The sequence below is a fragment of the Pseudoalteromonas sp. MMG007 genome, assembly GCF_018100985.1.
GTDB lineage: Bacteria > Pseudomonadota > Gammaproteobacteria > Enterobacterales > Alteromonadaceae > Pseudoalteromonas.
The window spans coordinates 694,601-712,711 of the sequence record NZ_JAGJEI010000001.1; the positions used below are offsets into that span (position 1 = coordinate 694,601).

Here is an 18,111-nt window from a genome sequence, read left to right on the forward strand (position 1 = left end):
AAGCATCTTTAGTTGTTGTGTACAAAAAAGCCGCACAATAAACATTGTGCGGCTTTAGTAATAACGTTTAACGTTTACAACCAACGAATGGCCTCAGTTACTCGCTCGTTGTATACATTAATTGGTGCACCTGCGTTTGCAACCAAAATAGTATCAGCTTTTGATCCTCGATTGATAAAGCCTTCGAAACGTTCATCATGAAAATCATCAGCACCAAAACCAAACGATTGGTTTTCAGAGGGCACAATAAATACCGTCATCGGCCCAAAGTCTGATTCAAATACTAAGTGTAATCCTTCCTGACCTTTAAAATCACAAAACATAGCGTAGGTAATTTTGCCCGGAAGTTCTTCTATGTGTCCGCCAAGCATAGCGAGCTTATCGTTTACGCTTTGTAAGCTAATTGCATCTGTTTTGTCTAGTGCACTAATTTCGTGGTAAACGTGGGCTAGCGCATGTTCACCCGCTTCATGGGCAATGTGCTGTTCAGAGCTAAAAAAGAAAGCGCCCATCGCTACAAAAAAAGAGGCTGCAAGTGCTAAATGTACACGTTCAAACTTAAAACGAGAGCGAGCATCTACCACATTTTTGCCAGAAGCTTGCTCATCGTGTAGTGCTTTTTCTTTTAAAGAAGTATTTAAAAGAATACGCTCAGCAAGGTTATCAGGCACTGGTATATCTAGCGCATCTTGAATTTGTTTATCAAAATCTTTCATGTCGTTTATAAAATTTTGTCGCTCGGAGTTTTCTTTAGCAAACTCTAAAAGCTCCTTTTCTAAATCGTTTGGCTGCGCAATAGTGCGGCGACGAAACTCAAGTTCATCCATTATTTTGATGCCCCTTTAAGTTGTTCATCATCACGGCTTAAAGCCTCTTTAAGTTGGTTTCTGGCACGGTATAAACGAGTCATTACCGTGTTTTTGTTTAAATCGAGTATTTCTGCAATCTCTTCACCAGAGCAACCCATAACTACCTGAAGTAGTAATGGCTCTCTGTATTCATCAGACAGCAGTGCAATTTGGCGTTGTATAACCGTTTGCTCCATTTCATCATCGAGTGAATGACTTGTTTCATCAACAAGGGTGTCGTTCTCTACGTCACTGTAATCAAACTGTTTGCGTTCAAAACGACGTGCGTTTTCTCTGCGCAAAATAGTAAGTAGCCAAGGCTTTGCCGCTTTTTGATCCAGTAATGAATCAAGCGAGCGCCAAGCACGTAAAAACGTTTCTTGTACTAAGTCATCTGCTATATGTGGGTCACGGCATAACCAATAAGCAAAGCGATAAAGCTCCTTATTGTATACATGCACTAAGGCTTCATAACGCTTTTGTTTCTCTGCCATATCAACTAAGACCTGATTATTTGATTTTTTCTTTCCAAGCATAAGTACTTTTTTAGTTAAAAATTATTATTTAATGCATGAAAAGACCTGAATTTATCAAACTAGTTAATAAAGGTCTTTTAATACAGCTTGTTGCGACGTCTTGCTTTGAGCATGGTATTGCTCAATTATTTTAATAATAGCATCAAGATCTACCTTTGTACTGTTATTAGCGTACAGCGTAGCTTGTAGTTGGTTTATTAGGCCCGTTAGTTCGCTACTATGTATAAGATTTGTTAATGCATCAATGGCGGCAACATTTTTACCTGTAAGCTCTTTGGCAACATTATTTAGTTCGCTATAAAATGCGCTTGAGTTATTCGCTTTGGCGGTATTTTTTAATCTATTTAGTGAAAGCGGCGCTTTGGTGTTACTTTTTAAGCTATCAATTTTTAGTTCATTATTAGTAGAACGGTTTAACCAAAATAAAATTGCAGTAATAATCCATAAAATATAACCAAGTACCGCAACCACAATTAACCAAAGAGGTGTAATGCTTTGAATAACCGGGGTGAGTGTAGACTTACCAGCTAAGTTATTTGATGAATTTATTTCACTGCTTTGCTCATTTGAAGTAATTGCATTGGTTACATCAGGCGCGGGTGTATTTGCGTTACCTGTAACTGTTATGGTGCGCTTAGGCAACGTTGCATAACTAATACGGTTAATTTTAGTGTTATACCAAGGTAATTTTATTTCAGGTAGTGTGTAAGTTCCTGGTTTTTGAGGCAGTAACGCATACGATGCAGTTTGCTGCGATACGACTCGCCCATCACGTACAGCATTATTGTTTTCTTTTTCATCTGGGTAGCTGCGAATGCCATCTATTGTTGGCATTGTTATTTCGGGTAATTGCTCTTTTGTTACTCCAAGCGCAGTTAAGGTAATTGTACGTGTAATGGGGGTGCCTACTTCTACGGTGTTTTCTTCTGGTTGCCATTGCTCATCTAGATTAACAAGTTCGCTTGGTAACCATGCACCTTTATAATTACTTGGTATAGGCTTTATTTCTATCTGCTGATCGTCGCCAAGCGCAGATACTTCAAGTTGTCGGTAGTTTTGCTGCACGCGCCCCTGAAAAGCCGGCCCAGCAATAGTGTAAAGGCCACTTTTTTGAGGTTGAATTAGATATTCTCGGGTTATAACGAGGTAACGTTTACCATCAACAAGCTCGTAACTCTCCGTTTGTTTACCTAATTGCGTTAACTGCGCGTCCTCCATATTTGGCGTGCTTAAGCTGCCATCAAGTAGCTCTTTTGCGAGGTAAAGTTTTATAGTGTAAACACCGGCCTCTTGCACAAAAATAGAGTTACTAGAGAGCTCTGTTTTTAAAAATATGTCGTTATTTTTATCTGCATCCGCCGAGCGCTTAGCTACTTTTAATTTAATAGGCTGCGATGTAAGCCCGGCAACACTAAAAGGTGGAATAGTGTATTCACCCTCGGCGCGGGTCATTAGCTTTACTGACCACGTAGTTTGTTTATTAATACTGCCATTAATAATATTTGTTCGCGAACTTAAGCTTGTAGGCCCAACAACAAAATCTTTCAGTAGTGCTGATGTGTCAGGTTGCTGGCCTTTAACTGTATCGTCTACGGTTATGTTGAGCATAAAAAATTCACCTGCAAGTACAGGGTTTTTGTCTACGCTTGCTTCTAACTTGGTGGCGGCCCATGTTGGCATCGCACTTAATAGCAATAAACAGCAAAATAATCGCATTACCATGATTTTTCTACTCCTGTAGGGCGACGTTGATATTGTCTTTTTTGGGCTTCTAATTGCATTTTATTCCGTAATAAAATTGCCGGGTCGTCCGGTACTTTTCGTAATAATTGATTAAGCTGCTGCGCTTTCTCTTTCTCTTCGTTGGTAAGTTCACGCGCTTGTGCTTGAGCAGCTTGTTGCTGTGCATTTTGCTTTTGCTCATCCGTTAACGCTTGCTCATTTGCACCTTGGGGCTGTGCGTTTTGCGGTTCTTGTTTAGCTTGTTCAGACTCTTTTTGTGCTTGCTCAGATTGTTGCTCTGCTTGCATATCAGGTTCATTTTGCTTATCTGATTGCGAACCTGGCTGTGTGTTTTGCTCAGAGTCTGATTGCTCATTTTTATCTTTATCAGACTCGTCGGGTTTACCTTGCTGATCTTGTGATTGCTCGCCCTGGTTTTCACCTTCTTGAGATTCGCTTTTTTCACCATCGCTTTGCTGCTGATCTTGCTTTGATTGATCATTTTGCTGTTGGTTTTGCTCATCTTTGTTTTGCTCGTTTTGAGAGTCACCGTTTTGATCTTGCTGGTCTTGTTGCTTTTGCTGATTTAAAAGCTGTTCAACCAATGCTTGGTTGTCGGCGGCTTCACTAAAATCGCTTTGTAGGTTTTGTGCTTGTTTATAAGCGTCAATAGCCTGCTCAAGCTGGCCCGCTTTTGCAAGTGCATTACCATAATTGTATAAACCAGAGGCCGACTTATCTTTGCTAAACGCATCAAGCGCTCCTTCGAAGTTGCCTTGCTGGTATAAAGCCGCACCTTTTAATTTACTTGAATCGGCATTGGCTGCGCTTTCAAAGTCTTTATTTTGATATGCATCTAGCGCTTGTTGATCGGTATTTTTTAAAAACGCAGGTAGCTCTAGAGCATAAGCTTGTTGCTGTGGTAAAAAACTTAATACTAAAAATGCACCTACAAATGCCGCGTTTCTAAATAAATATAAACTTAAAGGCAATAAAATAAGTAAGCCATAAATACCTGCATCTATTCGCCAAAGTGCATGGCTTTGCTTTTCATCTTTTAATAGCTCGCTATTTGCGTTTGGTGCAAACGTTGCAATGTCGCTACTGCTAGGCTGGTAGCTAGCATATTTACCACCGCTGTTGCTGGCAAGGCCTTTTAATTGCGATGAGTTAAGAGTGGGCACTACAATTTGCCCATAGCGGTCTTTTAAAAAGCCGCCTTCAGGTAATTTTATTGGCGCACCTTGGGCAGTACCTACACCGTAAATATTTAAGCGGTATTGGCTGTTGCTAGTAAAGTTACTGACATCACTTTGCTCAGTTTGATCTATGCCATCGGTAACTAAAATTATGTCGCCATCAATATAACCTGCTTGAGTTAAAAGTTCTTTTGCCATATCAAGCCCGGCTAAAACGTTAGAGCCTTTGTCAGGCATTATGTCGGGGCTCAAACTTGGGATTAAATTGGCAAGCGTAGTGGCGTCGTTAGTTAAAGGAGAAATAGTAAATGCGCTACCTGCATAGGCAACTAAGGCTGTATCGCCTTCTTTAAATAGCTCAATCATATCGAGTGCTTTAAAGCGCGATTGCGTTAAACGGTTTGGTAAAATGTCGGTACTGTACATTGAATACGACATATCCATAACGATTACGCGAGCGCTTTTACTTTGAAATACGGGCACTTGTTTTTCTTCAAAACTAGGGCCTGCACTAAATAAAATACCTAAGCAGCAAAATACAGCAATAAGCCAAAGTGGTTGGCTGGTTTTAGTGTTAGATTCGCTCATAATAAACGACGCCAAATGAGGAGCGATTAAGTTATCTGCTGTCGTTTTTTTATGTTTAATAAACGCGACAAAAAATAGCGCTACAGCAGGTATTAAAAGCCACAAAACAGCTGGGCGAATAAATTCGAAATCCATTAGTTAGGCTCCTTAAGTGCACGCAAAGTACTTATCATTACTTTTAAGCTAATGAGTAAAAGTGCAATCAGTAGTGGGTAGTAAAATAGTGAGCTTTGTGGGCGAAATGTTTGTTCATCAGCACTTATTGGCTCTAATTTATCAAGCTCAGCGTATATTTGCTGAAGGCCGGCTACATCTTTTGCTCTAAAGTATAAGCCGCCTGTTTGCTCAGCTACTTGCTTTAGTAAGCTTTCATCTAAGCTGCCACCACTTGAACCACCCATATTAAATAGGCTAAAGCCGCGTGGGTTATCTGAGCCTACACCTATGGTATATACTTTAATACCTTCTTCGCGGGCAAGGAGTAGGGCATCTTCTGGTTTTAAATTACCCGCTGTGTTTTGCCCATCGGTTAATAGCACCACAATGCGATTACTCTTATCTTTATTGGCAAAACGTTTTACCGATAAACCTAGTGCATCGCCAATAGCCGTGGCGCGCCCTACCAAGCCAATTTGAGATTCGCTGAGCATTTTACTCACTGTTTTCACGTCGCGCGTAAGTGGTGTTTGTAAAAATGCGGTGTCGCCAAATAATATCAAGCCAAGCCTGTCGCCTTGACGCTGTTCTATAAAGTCGCTCAATACGGCTTTTACCATAGTAAGGCGGTCAACATACTGGCCGTTGTAGGCCATGTCTTGTTCGGTCATAGATCCTGATAAATCAACTGCGAGCATTATATCGCGCCCTTCATTAGGTAATGAAATAGGCTCGTCTAACCACGTTGGATTTGCAGCTGCTGTTACAAGTAAAAACCATAAAATCCATTCGAAAACATTTAACTTACGTGCACCTTGCTCAAGGTTATGCGTGGTTAAGTTGTGTTTAGCAAAGCTAGGAATGCGAAGGCGCGTTTGAGCGCTAGTTGCAGCCGGTTTTAATAATAAAAGTAATAAAGGCAGTGGCAGTAATAAAAATAACCAGGGCCAGCTAAACTCAAACATGGACTGACTCCTTTAGTTTAAATTGTTTAATACCTTGGCGAAACTTGTCGGTTAGTGCTTCGTTTGCTTGCTCGGTATTATAAAGACTGAGTATTTCTTGTTCGCTAAAGCTTAAGCCGGTTAACGCATTAAGCGTATTGCACCAATTAGTTGTTGATTGTGCAGCTAGGCGTTTGTCGTAATACTCAATAACAAGGCGTTTTAAAATAATATGAAGGGTGAGCGGGTTTTGCTCTGTTTTACTTAAGTCTATTGCGTAACGTTTTGGTTTTTTAAATTTGTGATTTTTGTAATACCAAAAAGCAGCTGCACAGATTGCTATAAATAGCGCCGTAATAATAACCCACCAAGCTGGGGCGAGTGGCCACCAACTTACTTGGCTTGGTGCTATTATGTCGTGCAGGCCGTCGAGTGGATTGGGTTGCATGGTTACTTTCTCACTAATTGCAGTTCAAGCGGGCTGGCTGCATTGAATGATATTAAATTAAGGCCTGATTTAGTTAAGCGATTAAGGCGAGTGCTAAATGCGTGTTCGGCATTTTTTGCAAAGCGTTCTCTAAAACTGTTATCCATTAGCGGAAGGGCAAAGTCTTGGTTATTTGCACTTACCGTAACCGTTTGTTTAAACGCAGGGAGCTGATGCTCAAACGGGTCGCTTATATGACAGCCTATTAGTTCGCAGTGGCGGCTTAAAATTTCTAATTGCTTAAAGCTTGCATCATCCAGGGCATTAAAATCAGAGACTAAATACACTAAGCTGCCAGGTTTTGCTAAATGATTAAGGCGCTTTAAGTTATCACTAAAGTTGTTATTGGCTGCTTTATCTATGTTGCTTAGCGCTTGCTGGTGGTTGTCGCATAGGTTATGGCAAAGTTTAAGAACTGCTTTTTCGCGTGCACTGGGTTTTAGCTCCAAATGCGAGTGCTGATTAAACACAATGCCGCCAATTCTATCACCGCGAAGGCATGCCGACCAAGCAACTAGCGCGCTAATGTGCGCAGCCTGTACCGACTTAAGCAGCAGTTTTGAGCCAAATAGCATAGAATTTGAAAAATCAGTAAATACAAAAACTGGGCGCTCTTTTTCTTCTTGAAAAAGCTTTGTATGGGTTTCGCCGGTGCGCGCTGTTACTCGCCAGTCAATAGAGCGAATATCATCGCCTTGCTGGTAATGGCGCACTTCGGCAAACTCCATTCCTCGGCCTTTATGTGGCGCAAGGTATTGCCCAGTTAAACTATTTTTAATTTTAACTTTTGGTGCAAGCTCGAGTAACCGCGCTTTTGCTTTGTAATACATCAGCTCTTTTAGCGCTAAATTTACACCGTGGCTGTGGCTTTCTTTCAGCCATGCCTGAGGGTCTAATTGTTTTTGCATAACTTAGGGCACGGCTACAAGTTCAACAATTCGGCTTATTACCTGATCTTTAGTAATGCCATCGGCCTGTGCTTCGTAGCTTAAAATAATACGGTGGCGCAGTACATTATGCACAACGGCTTGAATGTCATCGGGAGCTACAAAATCGCGGCCGTTTAACCAAGCGTGAGCACGGGCACATTTATCCAGTGCAATAGTTGCACGCGGGCTTGCGCCAAATTCTATCCAACGACCCAGTTGCTCATCTAGTTGCGCGCCTTCTCGTGTTGCAATAATAAGCTGTACTAAGTACTGCTCAAGCGGCTCGGCTAAATACAAACCTAAAATTGCTTGGCGGGCAGCAAATAAATCGCTTTGGCTAATTTTTTGTAAAACAGCTTGCTGCTCTTTTAATGCTTCACCTCGAGTTAGGCGTAAAATGTCTAGCTCGTGCTCGGCGCCCGGATAACCAATACTTAAATGTAATAAAAAGCGGTCAAGCTGAGCTTCTGGTAGCGGGTAAGTACCTTCTTGCTCTAGCGGGTTTTGGGTTGCCATAACCATAAACAAATCGCTAAGCGGGTAGGTGTTTTTACCTACCGTTACTTGGCGCTCTGCCATGGCTTCTAGTAGTGCTGATTGTACTTTTGCTGGGGCACGGTTTATTTCATCGGCTAAAATAAGGTTATGAAACAAAGGGCCTTTTTCAAATACAAACTCGCTGGTTTGTTGGCGGTATATATCGGTGCCTGTTACGTCTGCAGGTAATAAGTCAGGCGTAAATTGTACACGCTGAAACGAGCCTTCAATCCCTTTAGCGAGCGCATTTACAGCACGCGTTTTTGCAAGCCCTGGAGGGCCTTCTACTAATAAATGGCCATCGGCTAAAATTGCAATAAGTAGTGCTTGAGTGAGCTCTGGCTGGCCAATAATCTGTGTATCTAAGTACGTTTTTAATTGTGAAAATGCGTTAGCTGCCATAATAAGTAGACTGTCCTCGTCAGCTTGGGTTGTACCTAAATTGTTTTAGGTAATAAATTCTGACCTAGTTATAAGGTTTATAATTGAGTAACTCAAGAGTTAGACTTAATTTTTCAAAATAGTTCGTTATTTTTTAACGGTTTTTAGCGTACCACAAAACTTTGTAAAAACGCGTAAAAAAGCCTATTGTGGTAGTCAATATTAAGCACCATGTATATGTGTACTTATAGTGCTTTTGTATAAATTTGTGTTTATCTATTGGCTTTAGCACACGGGTTGTTTAGAATCGAGGAAAACAAACAGGTCAGACCTGTCAGCGGGAGAGCATAAATGTCTGAGCAAAACATACTAAAAACACCAAAGGGCGACCGTATTGCCATAGTTAGCGGCTTACGTACACCTTTTGCAAAACAAGCAACAGCGTTTCACCATGTACCAGCCCTAGATATGGGTAAGCTGGTGGTTAACGAAATGCTTGAACGATTAAATTTCGACAAGTCAGAAATCGATCAACTTGTATTTGGTCAAGTAGTACAAATGCCAGAAGCGCCAAATATTGCACGTGAAATTGTTTTAGGTACGGGTATGCCAGTAGGCGTAGACGCGTATTCTGTATCGCGTGCATGTGCTACCAGCTTTCAGGCTATTGCTAATGTAGCTGAGTCTATTATGGCAGGCTCTGTAAGTGTAGGTATTGCAGGTGGCGCCGACTCATCTTCAGTATTGCCTATTGGTGTAAGTAAAAAACTGGCAGGTAGCTTAGTTGATCTAAACAAAGCCCGCACCCTAGGCCAGCGCTTAAAAATATTTTCAAAACTGCGTTTAAAAGATTTATTACCAGTACCGCCTGCGGTTGCTGAGTACTCAACAGGCCTTTCTATGGGGCAAACGGCTGAGCAAATGGCTAAAACACATAATATAAGCCGTGAAGATCAAGATGCACTTGCACATCGTTCGCATTCACTTGCAACCCAAGCGTGGGCAGATGGCAAGTTAAAAGATGAAGTAATGACAGCGCACTTACCGCCATACAAAAGCTTTATTGAAGAAGATAATAATATTCGTAAAAATTCGACAGTTGAAGGCTACGCTAAGCTTAAACCGGTATTTGACCGCCAACATGGCTCGGTTACCGCAGCAAACGCAACACCGTTAACCGATGGTGCAGCAGCGGTACTTATGATGAGCGAAAGTAAAGCAAAAGCACTTGGCTACGAAATTTTAGGTTATGTACGCAGTTTTGCGTTTTCAGCTATTGGTGTAGAAAAAGACATGTTAATGGGTCCTGCGCATTCAACGCCTATCGCGCTTGATAGAGCAGGTATTACACTTGCTGATTTAGATTTAATTGAAATGCACGAAGCGTTTGCATCGCAAACACTTGCCAATATGAAAATGTTTGCCTCAGATAAGTTTGCGCAAGAGCAACTTGGTCGTAGTAAAGCAATTGGCGAAATTAACATGGATAAGTTTAACGTTAACGGCGGCTCTTTAGCATATGGTCACCCATTTGCTGCAACAGGTGCTCGCTTAATTACGCAAAGCTTACACGAGCTTAAACGTCGTGGTGGCGGTTTAGCATTAACAACAGCGTGTGCTGCTGGTGGTTTAGGTGCAGCCTTTGTATTGGAGAGTGCGTAATGTCAGATTCAGTATTTAATTTAACGGTAGATGAAAACAAAATTGCCGTAGTAACCATTGATGTGCCGGGTGAAAAAATGAATACCCTGCGTGACTCATTCGCTGATGACTTAAAAGCTTTACTTGAAGAAGCGAAACAAGAGTCAGTAAAGGGTATGGTATTCATTAGTGGTAAAAGCGATAACTTTATCGCGGGCGCTGATGTAAAAATGCTTGATAGCGTGCAAAAGCGTGAAGATGCATTAGCAATTAGTGAGCTTTGCCACCAAGCATTTTTTGATATGACAAAACTACCTTATACGACTGTAAGTGCAATACATGGTGCGGCGCTTGGTGGTGGTTTAGAGTTTGCTTTAGCGTGTGACTACCGCGTAGGCACAGATAGTGATATCACTAAAGTAGGCCTTCCTGAAGTACAGCTTGGTTTATTACCAGGTGGCGGTGGGACGCAGCGTTTAACTAAAATTGTAGGCATTCAAAAAGCACTCGAGTGGATGCTAACTGGTAAGCAAATTCGTCCTAAGCAAGCCAAAAAGGCGGGCGTATTAGACGACGTTGTGCCACAAAGTGTATTGCTTAAAGTCGCTAAAGAATTTGCAGCTAAGAAAAAGCCACAAAATAAAGAGCCTAAGCTTGATAAAGTCAGCAAATTATTAGAGTCAAACCCGTTTGGCCGTAACTTTATCTTTAAAAAAGCGAAAGAAAACGTACTTAAAAAAACAGGCGGACATTACCCCGCTCCTATTGCAATTATCAAGGCTGTGCGTGCAAGTGTAGAGCTTGATAAATTAAAAGCATACAAAACAGAAGCTGAAAGTTTTGCAACACTCGTAATGAGTGATGAATCTAAGGCGCTTCGTAGTATTTTCTTTGCAACCACTGAAATGAAAAAAGAGTGGCGTAACGATGATGCGCCGGCTATCAGTAAAACAGCCGTTTTAGGTGGTGGCTTAATGGGGGCTGGCATTGCGCATGTAAGCGCAGTAAAAGCCAAAGTACCTGTGCGTATTAAAGATGTAGCAGAGCAGGGCATTAGTAATGCCATGAACTACACCTACAAAATTTTAGATAAACGCCTTAAGCGCCGTATTATGTCTAAAGCTGATATGCAGTTAACCATGAACCGTATTACCGGTACTACTGACTACAGCGGCTTCAAACATATTGATTTAGTAGTGGAAGCTGTATTTGAAGACCTAGCCTTAAAGCAAGGTATGGTTGCTGATATAGAGCAGCAATGTCAAAACAATACTATTTTTGCTAGTAACACGTCATCACTGCCTATTTCACAAATTGCAGCACAGGCGCAGCGCCCGGAAAACGTGATTGGCCTGCATTACTTTTCGCCAGTTGAAAAAATGCCACTAGTGGAAATTATTCCACATGAAGGGACTTCACAAGAGACCATTTCGCGTGTAGTTAACTTTGCTCGTAAGCAAGGTAAAACGCCCATTGTGGTAAAAGACATGGCAGGTTTTTACGTAAATCGTATTTTAGCGCCTTATGTAAATGAAGCGGCTAATTTAATGCTTGCCGGTGAGCCAATTGAAAAAATAGATGCAGCGCTTGTAGAATTTGGTTTCCCAGTGGGACCGCTTGCTTTACTTGACGAGGTAGGGATTGATATAGGCTCTAAAATTGCCCCAATTCTTGAAAAAGAACTAGGCGAGCGATTTAAAGCACCAGATGCATTTTCTCGTATGATTGATTCAAAACGCCTAGGTCGTAAAACGGGTCGTGGGTTTTATGAGTACGATAAAAAGAGCAAAAAAGTTGACGAATCTGTCTATGAGCTATTAGGTGTAACTCCTTCATCGCGTTTAAATAAAAGCGAAATTGCTAAGCGTTGTGTATCACAAATGCTTAACGAAGCTGTACGTTGTTTAGATGATGGCATTATTGCAAGCCCTCGTGATGGTGACATTGGCGCTATATTTGGCATTGGCTTCCCACCGTTTTTAGGTGGACCGTTTAGCTACATGGATAAACTTGGCGCAACTAAAGTAAGTTCTGACATGTCTACTTTAGCAAACAGCAATGCGAACTTTGCTCCGTGCGATACATTAGTAGCAATGGCAAACTCAGGCGCTACATTTTACAATGTGCAAACAGCCACAGATGAGCCAAGCTCAGCCACAATTGAAGAGCAAGTAATACACGCTGAATCTTCTGATAAGCAAAATGAAGAAAGCGTAGCTGAGTCGCCAAAACAAGACTCTTAACAGCTGCTTTAATAAAAACCGCATTTATATGCGGTTTTTTTATGCCTGCTATTAATAGATACATAATACCAATCCGCAATAATACTTAATTATTTTGCTTTACTATGAATACGTTTTCCCATTCCCAAAATAGATTAATTAAGTGAATTAGTATGTAATGTGTTAGCGTAATTACTTAGGGCGTAGGTAAATAAGGGGGATTAATGCAGTTATTTACACCCAGATTAGCGATGCGGCAGTTAAATAATAAAGATTGGCCGCTATTTTTACAGCTGCACAGAGAGCCACAAGTGCTGCGTTATTGTTATGACATGCCTAGCGAGGCCTTTGTACGTAATCGATTTGAGCTGCGCGTAGGTAAGTGGGATACACGCTCGAGGGACCCATTGTGTTTAGTTGTCACCGATAAAGTTTCAGGTGTTTTACTTGGCGTGACCGGTTTTACTTATGATGGAGATACAGCAGAGCTTGGATACTTATTTATGCCAGAATATTTTGGTCATGGTTACGCCACCGAATCATTAAGGGCAGTGATCGATTGGGCTTGGAATGAGTGCAAAATTCATCAATATAAAGCCGTGGTAACACGTGGCAATGTTAATTCTGAAAAGGTACTGAGTAAGTGTGGTTTAACGCATACAGATACGCTTCAAAGTGCACATACAATTAGTGGTAAGCTGTATGATGATTTGGTTTACACATTAAAGCTTTAGGATATTTTAATGGGCTAGCAACCTAGCCCCAAAATGCCTACAAATGAAGTAAAATAGCTTGTCTGTCTTTCTCAGGCATATTTTCTACAACTAGATTGAATGAGTTATCAATCATTCTCTCTATTTCGCCTTGTGGAATAGTGCCGTCTAAAATAACAGTGTTCCATAAACGTTTGTTCATGTGATAGCCAGGGATCACCGCCGGGAAAATTTCACGTAAAGAAAGTGCCTCATCAGGATCGCACTTTAAATTAAGCCACCAAATAACTTCTCCGTCATCGTTTGTTTCATCATCATTGCCAACAGCAAGAGTGGCAAACATTTTATGATTCACTTTATAAACGTCAACCTCCTGTGCAAATGGTTTTGTAACCTGCACAAGTGGTTTTTTAATTAAATACTCATGTACTTTAGTCTGGTCCATGATCCATTCCTTGAAGTCATACTCGGTAAAGCTACCATAGCAGTTTTTTGTTCATTTGATTATATGTATTTTAGTATAAATTAGAATTTTGCAAGCTAATACAACCTAATACAGTAAATGCATATTATAAGATCAACTTAATTGTTGAACAAAATCTAGTTCGTGGTATGTTTCTGCCAATCACAAAAATAATAGGAATACACACATGCCAAAGGCGAGTGAAGTTAAAAAAGGTACGGCTATTGATTTTAATAATCGTGTTTTAGTTGTAAAAGATATTGTGCGCTCTGTGCCACAGGGGCGTGCGGGTGGTAGCTTATACCGTATGCGTTTATACGATGTAGTAACCGGCGCTAAAGTAGACGAGACATTTAAAGACAGCGATATGTTAACGCTTGCCGATTTAACTCGTCGTGAAGTGATGCTTTCTTATGTAGATGGCGACGAATATGTATTTATGGATAACGAAGATTACACGCCGTATAACTTAAATAAAGACGCAATAGCAGAAGAAATGCAATTTGTTAACGAAGAAACACAAGGCGTGCACGTTATTGTTATTGATGGCGCCCCAGTAGGCCTTGATTTACCTTCAAGCGTTGAGCTTGTCGTTGAAGAAACAGACCCATCAATTAAAGGGGCTTCAGCAAGTGCTCGCTCTAAACCAGCAAAGCTTTCTACTGGCTTAACTATTTCTGTACCAGAGCATATTTCTACAGGCGATCGTATTCGCATCAATACAGTGGAACATAAATTTATGGGCCGTGCTGAAAAGTAATCCCAAACCTTTAGCTTGATTAAAGAGCTAAAAACAAAAAGGGAGTAACGTTAGTTACTCCCTTTTTTATATTTTTTGATACGATTAGCTTGCTTGTTGCTCATCGCCTTTAATTGGCGCTACGTTATCAGCTTTTTTACTTTTTGTAGGTGATTTAGCTGCTGCAGGCTCTTTGCTACCTTTGAGCACAGCCATAAAGTCATCTTTACTTTTTGCAATTTCAAGCGCTAATGATTCGACTTGTTGCTCGCTTAACGGCACGTCTACCTTTTCTAACATCAGTTCAAGTGACTCTGCTATATCAAGCATTTTGTCATAGGCATCAGCTTCTTTTTTGGTAGTAAACGTCATGCGCTCAACTCCGTTTCGTTCTACAACATATTTAACAACAACAGCCATGATTTCTCCTGCAAGCTTGCGTGGTACTGTGGTTTATAAAAACCATTATATTACTGTTTTTATGTACAGTAATGGTTTGCGAAGGATTTTGCAAGCTAAGAGTATTGATTTCCACTGCCTTAGATTTGACAAAAAACGGTAACTTTACTTTAGTTAAGCTGTCACTTTGTTGTACCAGCTGCATTTTCAGGATTTCGGATCATGGTGATAATGCGTTTAGGTACTCTTTAAGTGACGAGCTTTTTTGTTCTTTATTTATTGATTTTCCTGAGCAATATAAAACTTAGAAGAAAATAAGAAGGACAAAGAAATGAAAATCTTAAAAAGCTTACTGGTTGTAGCTTTATTATCTTTAATGCCCATAACAGCTGCAATCGCACAGTTACCAGAAATAACTAAGCAAACACCGCAGCTTGAAACCGTGAGTATAAATAATGCAGATGCTGCAATGCTTGCTCAGTTGCCGGGTATAGGTAAGAAAAAAGCCCAAGCCATAGTTGATTATCGTCAAGAAAATGGTGATTTTGAAAATCTAGATGATTTATCAAATGTTAAGGGTATTGGTGAAAAACTATTAGAAAAACTAGAGGGTAAAATATCGCTTTAATTAGCTATAACCAGAGCGTTAACTGCTCTGGTTATATTCTTCTAAGGCTTTTGCTAAATGTTTTTTTGCAAAGTTAATTTCAATAGGTGTAGTGAGCAATGGGTAGCAAAGCCCGCCAAGGATTAAAAACGGAATTAAAATCCAACCTTTAAACACGGTAAATATTAAAAATAATGGGCTAAGTAATACGAGCTTTATAATTCGAAGTAATACTTTATCGGTAGGTGAAAGCATACTCAAAGATAAGGCAATTACCTGCTGACGTTGACGTATTTTTAACTGCTTTAACTCATTTATTTGGCTTGAAAAAAAGGTAAACATATTAAATCGACTTTTTAATTATTAGGCGGCAAGTTACTAAAACAAACAGCGTAACTGTAAATAGTGCAAATATTATTTCCATCCAAGCTGGCATGCTTAAGCTCATAAACTGCCAATCTATGTTGCCACAATCACCCGTTGCCTGAAAAAAACTTGGGATCCATTCATGAAGTGGCATAAAAGGAGGAAAGTTAGGCTCAAATTCGCAGCTAAATGCAAAAGGATCTGTAGTGGTTTGCATGTCAATATGCTCACGAGCTATTAGGTAGCCCCACACACTCGATACACCCCACACTAAATATGCAAAGGCTCTTACAAGTTTGCTTTGAGGTTTAGTTGAGCCAATAATACCCGCGCCTAATAAACCTAATACAGCAGTACGTTGATAAATACACATAATGCATGGTGCTAAGCCCATCTGGTATTGAAAAAACAGTGCAGTGACTTCTAGTAAAAATATAATACCAGTAAATAAAAGCCATGGTGAACGTTGGGTAGGAAGATGTGCGAGCCAGTTCATAAAAATTCCGCATTTAAATAAGACGTTAGATTATGTACTAGGATAAAGTAAGCGGCAACAAAAAGGGGAAAAAAGCTACCGAATCACTTTTTTTAGGATGAGCTAAATGGTTGCTTGTAACAACTTTTGCCTTAGCTAATTGTTGCTCAATACATTGTGCTAGTAAACATTTGATTATATCGCTCTACTTTTACGTTTGCTTTTGAGGTGTTTTAATGTTGTCTAAATATTCAAGTAAAACGTGTTGTTACTAAGGTGTATCTTTTAATTTTTAATATATTTTAATTACTGGCAACTAATTAATATAAGGTATTAAGCGTAACAAATGCATTGATAGTGACTATGTACCTACAATGAACGGAGTAAGCTAAAAATACAAAAGATGACTATTTTATGCAAAGTTAAATTTGAATATTTGCTAATTTGAAATTTCTACTCATTTGCTTGGCTAATATAACTTACTTTACTTGTTAGTTGTGTTTCGTCTGGTACAATCTGTCAGTTATTCGTGAAAAACGATAAGTGTTGATTAATTCGAGTGGGAATTGAATGAGAATTTTTAAAGCGAAAAGCCCAGCAGGTTTTGCTGAAGAATATATAGTTGAGTCTATTTGGAATGGCGATTTCCCTCCAGGTTCAATTCTACCAGCAGAGCGAGAACTTTCAGAGTTAATTGGCGTTACAAGAACAACTTTACGTGAAGTATTACAGCGTTTAGCCCGTGATGGCTGGTTAACCATTCAGCATGGTAAGCCTACCAAAGTGAATAATTTTTGGGAAACGTCTGGCTTAAATATACTTGAAACACTAGCGCGCCTAGATGAAGATAAAATGCCAGAGCTTACCGATCAGCTTTTATCCGCCCGTACTAATATAAGTGCTATTTATACGCGTGCCGCTATTAAGTTAAACCCAGAGCGTGTAATTGAAATTTTATCAGAATGCGACGAATTAGAAGATACAGCTCAAGCATTCGCAGATTATGATTATAAAGTACATCATGAGCTTGCAGTGGCCGGTAACAACCGTATTTATGTACTTATATTAAATGGCTTTAGAGGTTTTTACTTTAAGATTGGTTGCCATTACTTTTCAGATGCGGGCACTCGTGAGTTAGCGCGTCAATTCTACAAAGATTTAACTGTTCTTGCTCAAAATAGAGAGCATGACGGAGCTATTTCAATGATGCGTAAGTTTGGTCATCAAACTGGCGAAATTTGGCAAAAAATTCGCGATGATATGCCTTCCGATATAATGGATTAAATTAATATTAAAAACCTGCTTTTGCAGGTTTTTTTGTATCCGAAAAATGGTATTTAACTGTGTTCGGTATTTTCGATTGTTCGCATCGTTAAATACAATTGTTCTTTTATATCGAATAACTCTAGAATGCGAAATAATTATATGTTTGCGCTATTGGTTTTTAATTTTTAGCGCCCATATAACTATCAGTATTGCGTTAGCAATCTAAAACAAACTCAAAATATTTGGAGAATAAAATGGGTGTATTAGTAGGCCGCCAGGCACCAGACTTTACCGCTGCAGCTGTTCTAGGTAACGGTGAAATTGTAGATAGCTACAACCTTCACGAAACAATTAAAGGTAAAAAAGCAGTAATCTTCTTTTACCCACTAGATTTCACGTTTGTATGTCCTTCTGAACTTATCGCATTTGATAAGCGTTTTGAAGAATTTAAAAAGCGTGGCGTAGAAGTAATTGGTGTTTCTATCGATTCACAATTCTCACATAACGCATGGCGTAACACGCCTGTAGCTGACGGTGGTATTGGTAAAGTTCAATACGCACTAGTTGCAGACGTTAAACACGAAATCTGTAAAGCATACGACGTTGAGCACCCAGAAGCGGGTGTTGCATTTCGTGGTTCTTTCTTAATCGATGAAGAAGGTAACGTACGTCACCAAGTAGTGAACGATTTACCACTTGGCCGTAACATCGACGAAATGATCCGTATGGTTGACGCTTTAGCATTTCACAGCGAAAACGGCGAAGTTTGCCCAGCTGGTTGGACTGAAGGTAAAAAAGGTATGGACGCAAGCCCTGAAGGTGTTGCTAAATTCCTATCTGAAAACGAAGGCGAGCTATAATTTAGCCCTTTGCTTTTAATAAAAAACCGCCAA

The 18,111-nt window shown here is 40.1% G+C and carries 19 protein-coding genes; 7 read left to right on the forward strand and 12 right to left on the reverse strand.

All coding sequences use genetic code 11. The features are described from left to right. Positions 1–74 precede the first annotated feature (74 nt). The 8 genes from J8L71_RS03310 to J8L71_RS03345 all read right to left on the reverse strand — a co-directional run bounded on the left by J8L71_RS03310 (position 75) and on the right by J8L71_RS03345 (position 8,348). The gene (locus tag J8L71_RS03310) at positions 75–827 is read right to left on the reverse strand and encodes a DUF3379 family protein (RefSeq protein WP_210999248.1); all 753 of its coding nucleotides are present in this window, start codon (positions 825–827) and stop codon (positions 75–77) included. Beyond that, positions 827–1,384 (reverse strand): sigma-70 family RNA polymerase sigma factor, encoded by a 558-nt coding sequence (locus J8L71_RS03315; RefSeq protein WP_039972214.1) that lies wholly within the window; start codon positions 1,382–1,384, stop codon positions 827–829. The genes J8L71_RS03310 and J8L71_RS03315 overlap by 1 nt, the downstream gene beginning before the upstream one ends. 63 nt (positions 1,385–1,447) lie before the next feature. Continuing rightward, positions 1,448–3,106 carry a BatD family protein gene (locus tag J8L71_RS03320; RefSeq protein WP_210999249.1) on the reverse strand — a complete coding sequence of 553 codons (1,659 nt, stop codon included), beginning with the start codon at positions 3,104–3,106 and terminating at the stop codon, positions 1,448–1,450. Continuing rightward, positions 3,100–5,028: a VWA domain-containing protein gene (locus tag J8L71_RS03325; RefSeq protein WP_210999250.1), complete on the reverse strand. Its 1,929-nt coding sequence runs from the start codon at positions 5,026–5,028 to the stop codon at positions 3,100–3,102. Before J8L71_RS03325 ends, J8L71_RS03320 begins: the two co-directional genes overlap by 7 nt. Next, positions 5,028–6,014, reverse strand: a complete 987-nt coding sequence (locus J8L71_RS03330; RefSeq protein WP_210999251.1) for a VWA domain-containing protein — start codon at positions 6,012–6,014, stop codon at positions 5,028–5,030. Before J8L71_RS03330 ends, J8L71_RS03325 begins: the two co-directional genes overlap by 1 nt. Beyond that, positions 6,007–6,441, reverse strand: coding sequence for a DUF4381 domain-containing protein (locus tag J8L71_RS03335; RefSeq protein WP_210999252.1), 435 nt, complete (start codon positions 6,439–6,441; stop codon positions 6,007–6,009). Before J8L71_RS03335 ends, J8L71_RS03330 begins: the two co-directional genes overlap by 8 nt. 2 nt (positions 6,442–6,443) lie before the next feature. Then, positions 6,444–7,388 carry a DUF58 domain-containing protein gene (locus tag J8L71_RS03340; RefSeq protein WP_210999253.1) on the reverse strand — a complete coding sequence of 315 codons (945 nt, stop codon included), beginning with the start codon at positions 7,386–7,388 and terminating at the stop codon, positions 6,444–6,446. Positions 7,389–7,391: 3 nt separating this feature from the next. Further along, positions 7,392–8,348 (reverse strand): MoxR family ATPase, encoded by a 957-nt coding sequence (locus J8L71_RS03345; RefSeq protein WP_104643066.1) that lies wholly within the window; start codon positions 8,346–8,348, stop codon positions 7,392–7,394. Between the two features lie 330 nt (positions 8,349–8,678). Here J8L71_RS03345 and fadI point away from each other — a divergent pair, with 330 nt between their 5' ends. The 3 genes from fadI to J8L71_RS03360 all read left to right on the forward strand — a co-directional run bounded on the left by fadI (position 8,679) and on the right by J8L71_RS03360 (position 12,924). Further along, entirely contained in the window at positions 8,679–9,989 is a 1,311-nt protein-coding gene (gene fadI / locus J8L71_RS03350) for an acetyl-CoA C-acyltransferase FadI (protein ID WP_210999254.1), read from the forward strand. Beyond that, the gene (gene fadJ, locus J8L71_RS03355; protein WP_210999255.1) at positions 9,989–12,211 is read left to right on the forward strand and encodes a fatty acid oxidation complex subunit alpha FadJ; all 2,223 of its coding nucleotides are present in this window, start codon (positions 9,989–9,991) and stop codon (positions 12,209–12,211) included. Before fadI ends, fadJ begins: the two co-directional genes overlap by 1 nt. 203 nt (positions 12,212–12,414) lie before the next feature. Beyond that, complete coding sequence (locus tag J8L71_RS03360) at positions 12,415–12,924, forward strand: GNAT family N-acetyltransferase (RefSeq protein WP_210999256.1); 510 nt, start codon at positions 12,415–12,417, stop codon at positions 12,922–12,924. A 37-nt stretch (positions 12,925–12,961) separates the two neighbouring features. Here J8L71_RS03360 and J8L71_RS03365 read toward each other — a convergent pair whose 3' ends face one another. Beyond that, positions 12,962–13,348 (reverse strand): MmcQ/YjbR family DNA-binding protein, encoded by a 387-nt coding sequence (locus tag J8L71_RS03365; protein WP_210999257.1) that lies wholly within the window; start codon positions 13,346–13,348, stop codon positions 12,962–12,964. Positions 13,349–13,553: 205 nt separating this feature from the next. On the opposite strand from J8L71_RS03365, the gene yeiP reads away from it, so the two are divergent. Then, positions 13,554–14,126 carry an elongation factor P-like protein YeiP gene (yeiP, locus tag J8L71_RS03370; protein ID WP_210999258.1) on the forward strand — a complete coding sequence of 191 codons (573 nt, stop codon included), beginning with the start codon at positions 13,554–13,556 and terminating at the stop codon, positions 14,124–14,126. 84 nt (positions 14,127–14,210) lie between these two features. Here the strand turns inward: yeiP and J8L71_RS03375 are convergent, their stop codons facing one another. Next, positions 14,211–14,525, reverse strand: coding sequence for a YebG family protein (locus J8L71_RS03375; protein WP_210999259.1), 315 nt, complete (start codon positions 14,523–14,525; stop codon positions 14,211–14,213). Between the two features lie 310 nt (positions 14,526–14,835). On the opposite strand from J8L71_RS03375, the gene J8L71_RS03380 reads away from it, so the two are divergent. After that, on the forward strand, positions 14,836–15,132 hold the full coding sequence (locus J8L71_RS03380) for a helix-hairpin-helix domain-containing protein (protein WP_210999260.1): 297 nt from the start codon (positions 14,836–14,838) through the stop codon (positions 15,130–15,132). 18 nt (positions 15,133–15,150) lie between these two features. On the opposite strand, the gene J8L71_RS03385 is transcribed toward J8L71_RS03380, so the two are convergent. Beyond that, positions 15,151–15,453: a DUF6170 family protein gene (locus J8L71_RS03385; RefSeq protein ID WP_210999261.1), complete on the reverse strand. Its 303-nt coding sequence runs from the start codon at positions 15,451–15,453 to the stop codon at positions 15,151–15,153. 1 nt (position 15,454) lies between these two features. Next, the gene (dsbB, locus tag J8L71_RS03390) at positions 15,455–15,973 is read right to left on the reverse strand and encodes a disulfide bond formation protein DsbB (RefSeq protein ID WP_210999262.1); all 519 of its coding nucleotides are present in this window, start codon (positions 15,971–15,973) and stop codon (positions 15,455–15,457) included. A 549-nt stretch (positions 15,974–16,522) separates the two neighbouring features. On the opposite strand from dsbB, the gene fadR reads away from it, so the two are divergent. Both fadR and J8L71_RS03400 read left to right on the forward strand, forming a co-directional pair. Then, the gene (gene fadR / locus J8L71_RS03395) at positions 16,523–17,236 is read left to right on the forward strand and encodes a fatty acid metabolism transcriptional regulator FadR (RefSeq protein ID WP_210999263.1); all 714 of its coding nucleotides are present in this window, start codon (positions 16,523–16,525) and stop codon (positions 17,234–17,236) included. A gap of 236 nt (positions 17,237–17,472) precedes the next feature. After that, positions 17,473–18,078 carry a peroxiredoxin C gene (locus tag J8L71_RS03400; RefSeq protein ID WP_006793938.1) on the forward strand — a complete coding sequence of 202 codons (606 nt, stop codon included), beginning with the start codon at positions 17,473–17,475 and terminating at the stop codon, positions 18,076–18,078. The last annotated feature ends 33 nt before the right edge of the window (positions 18,079–18,111 follow it).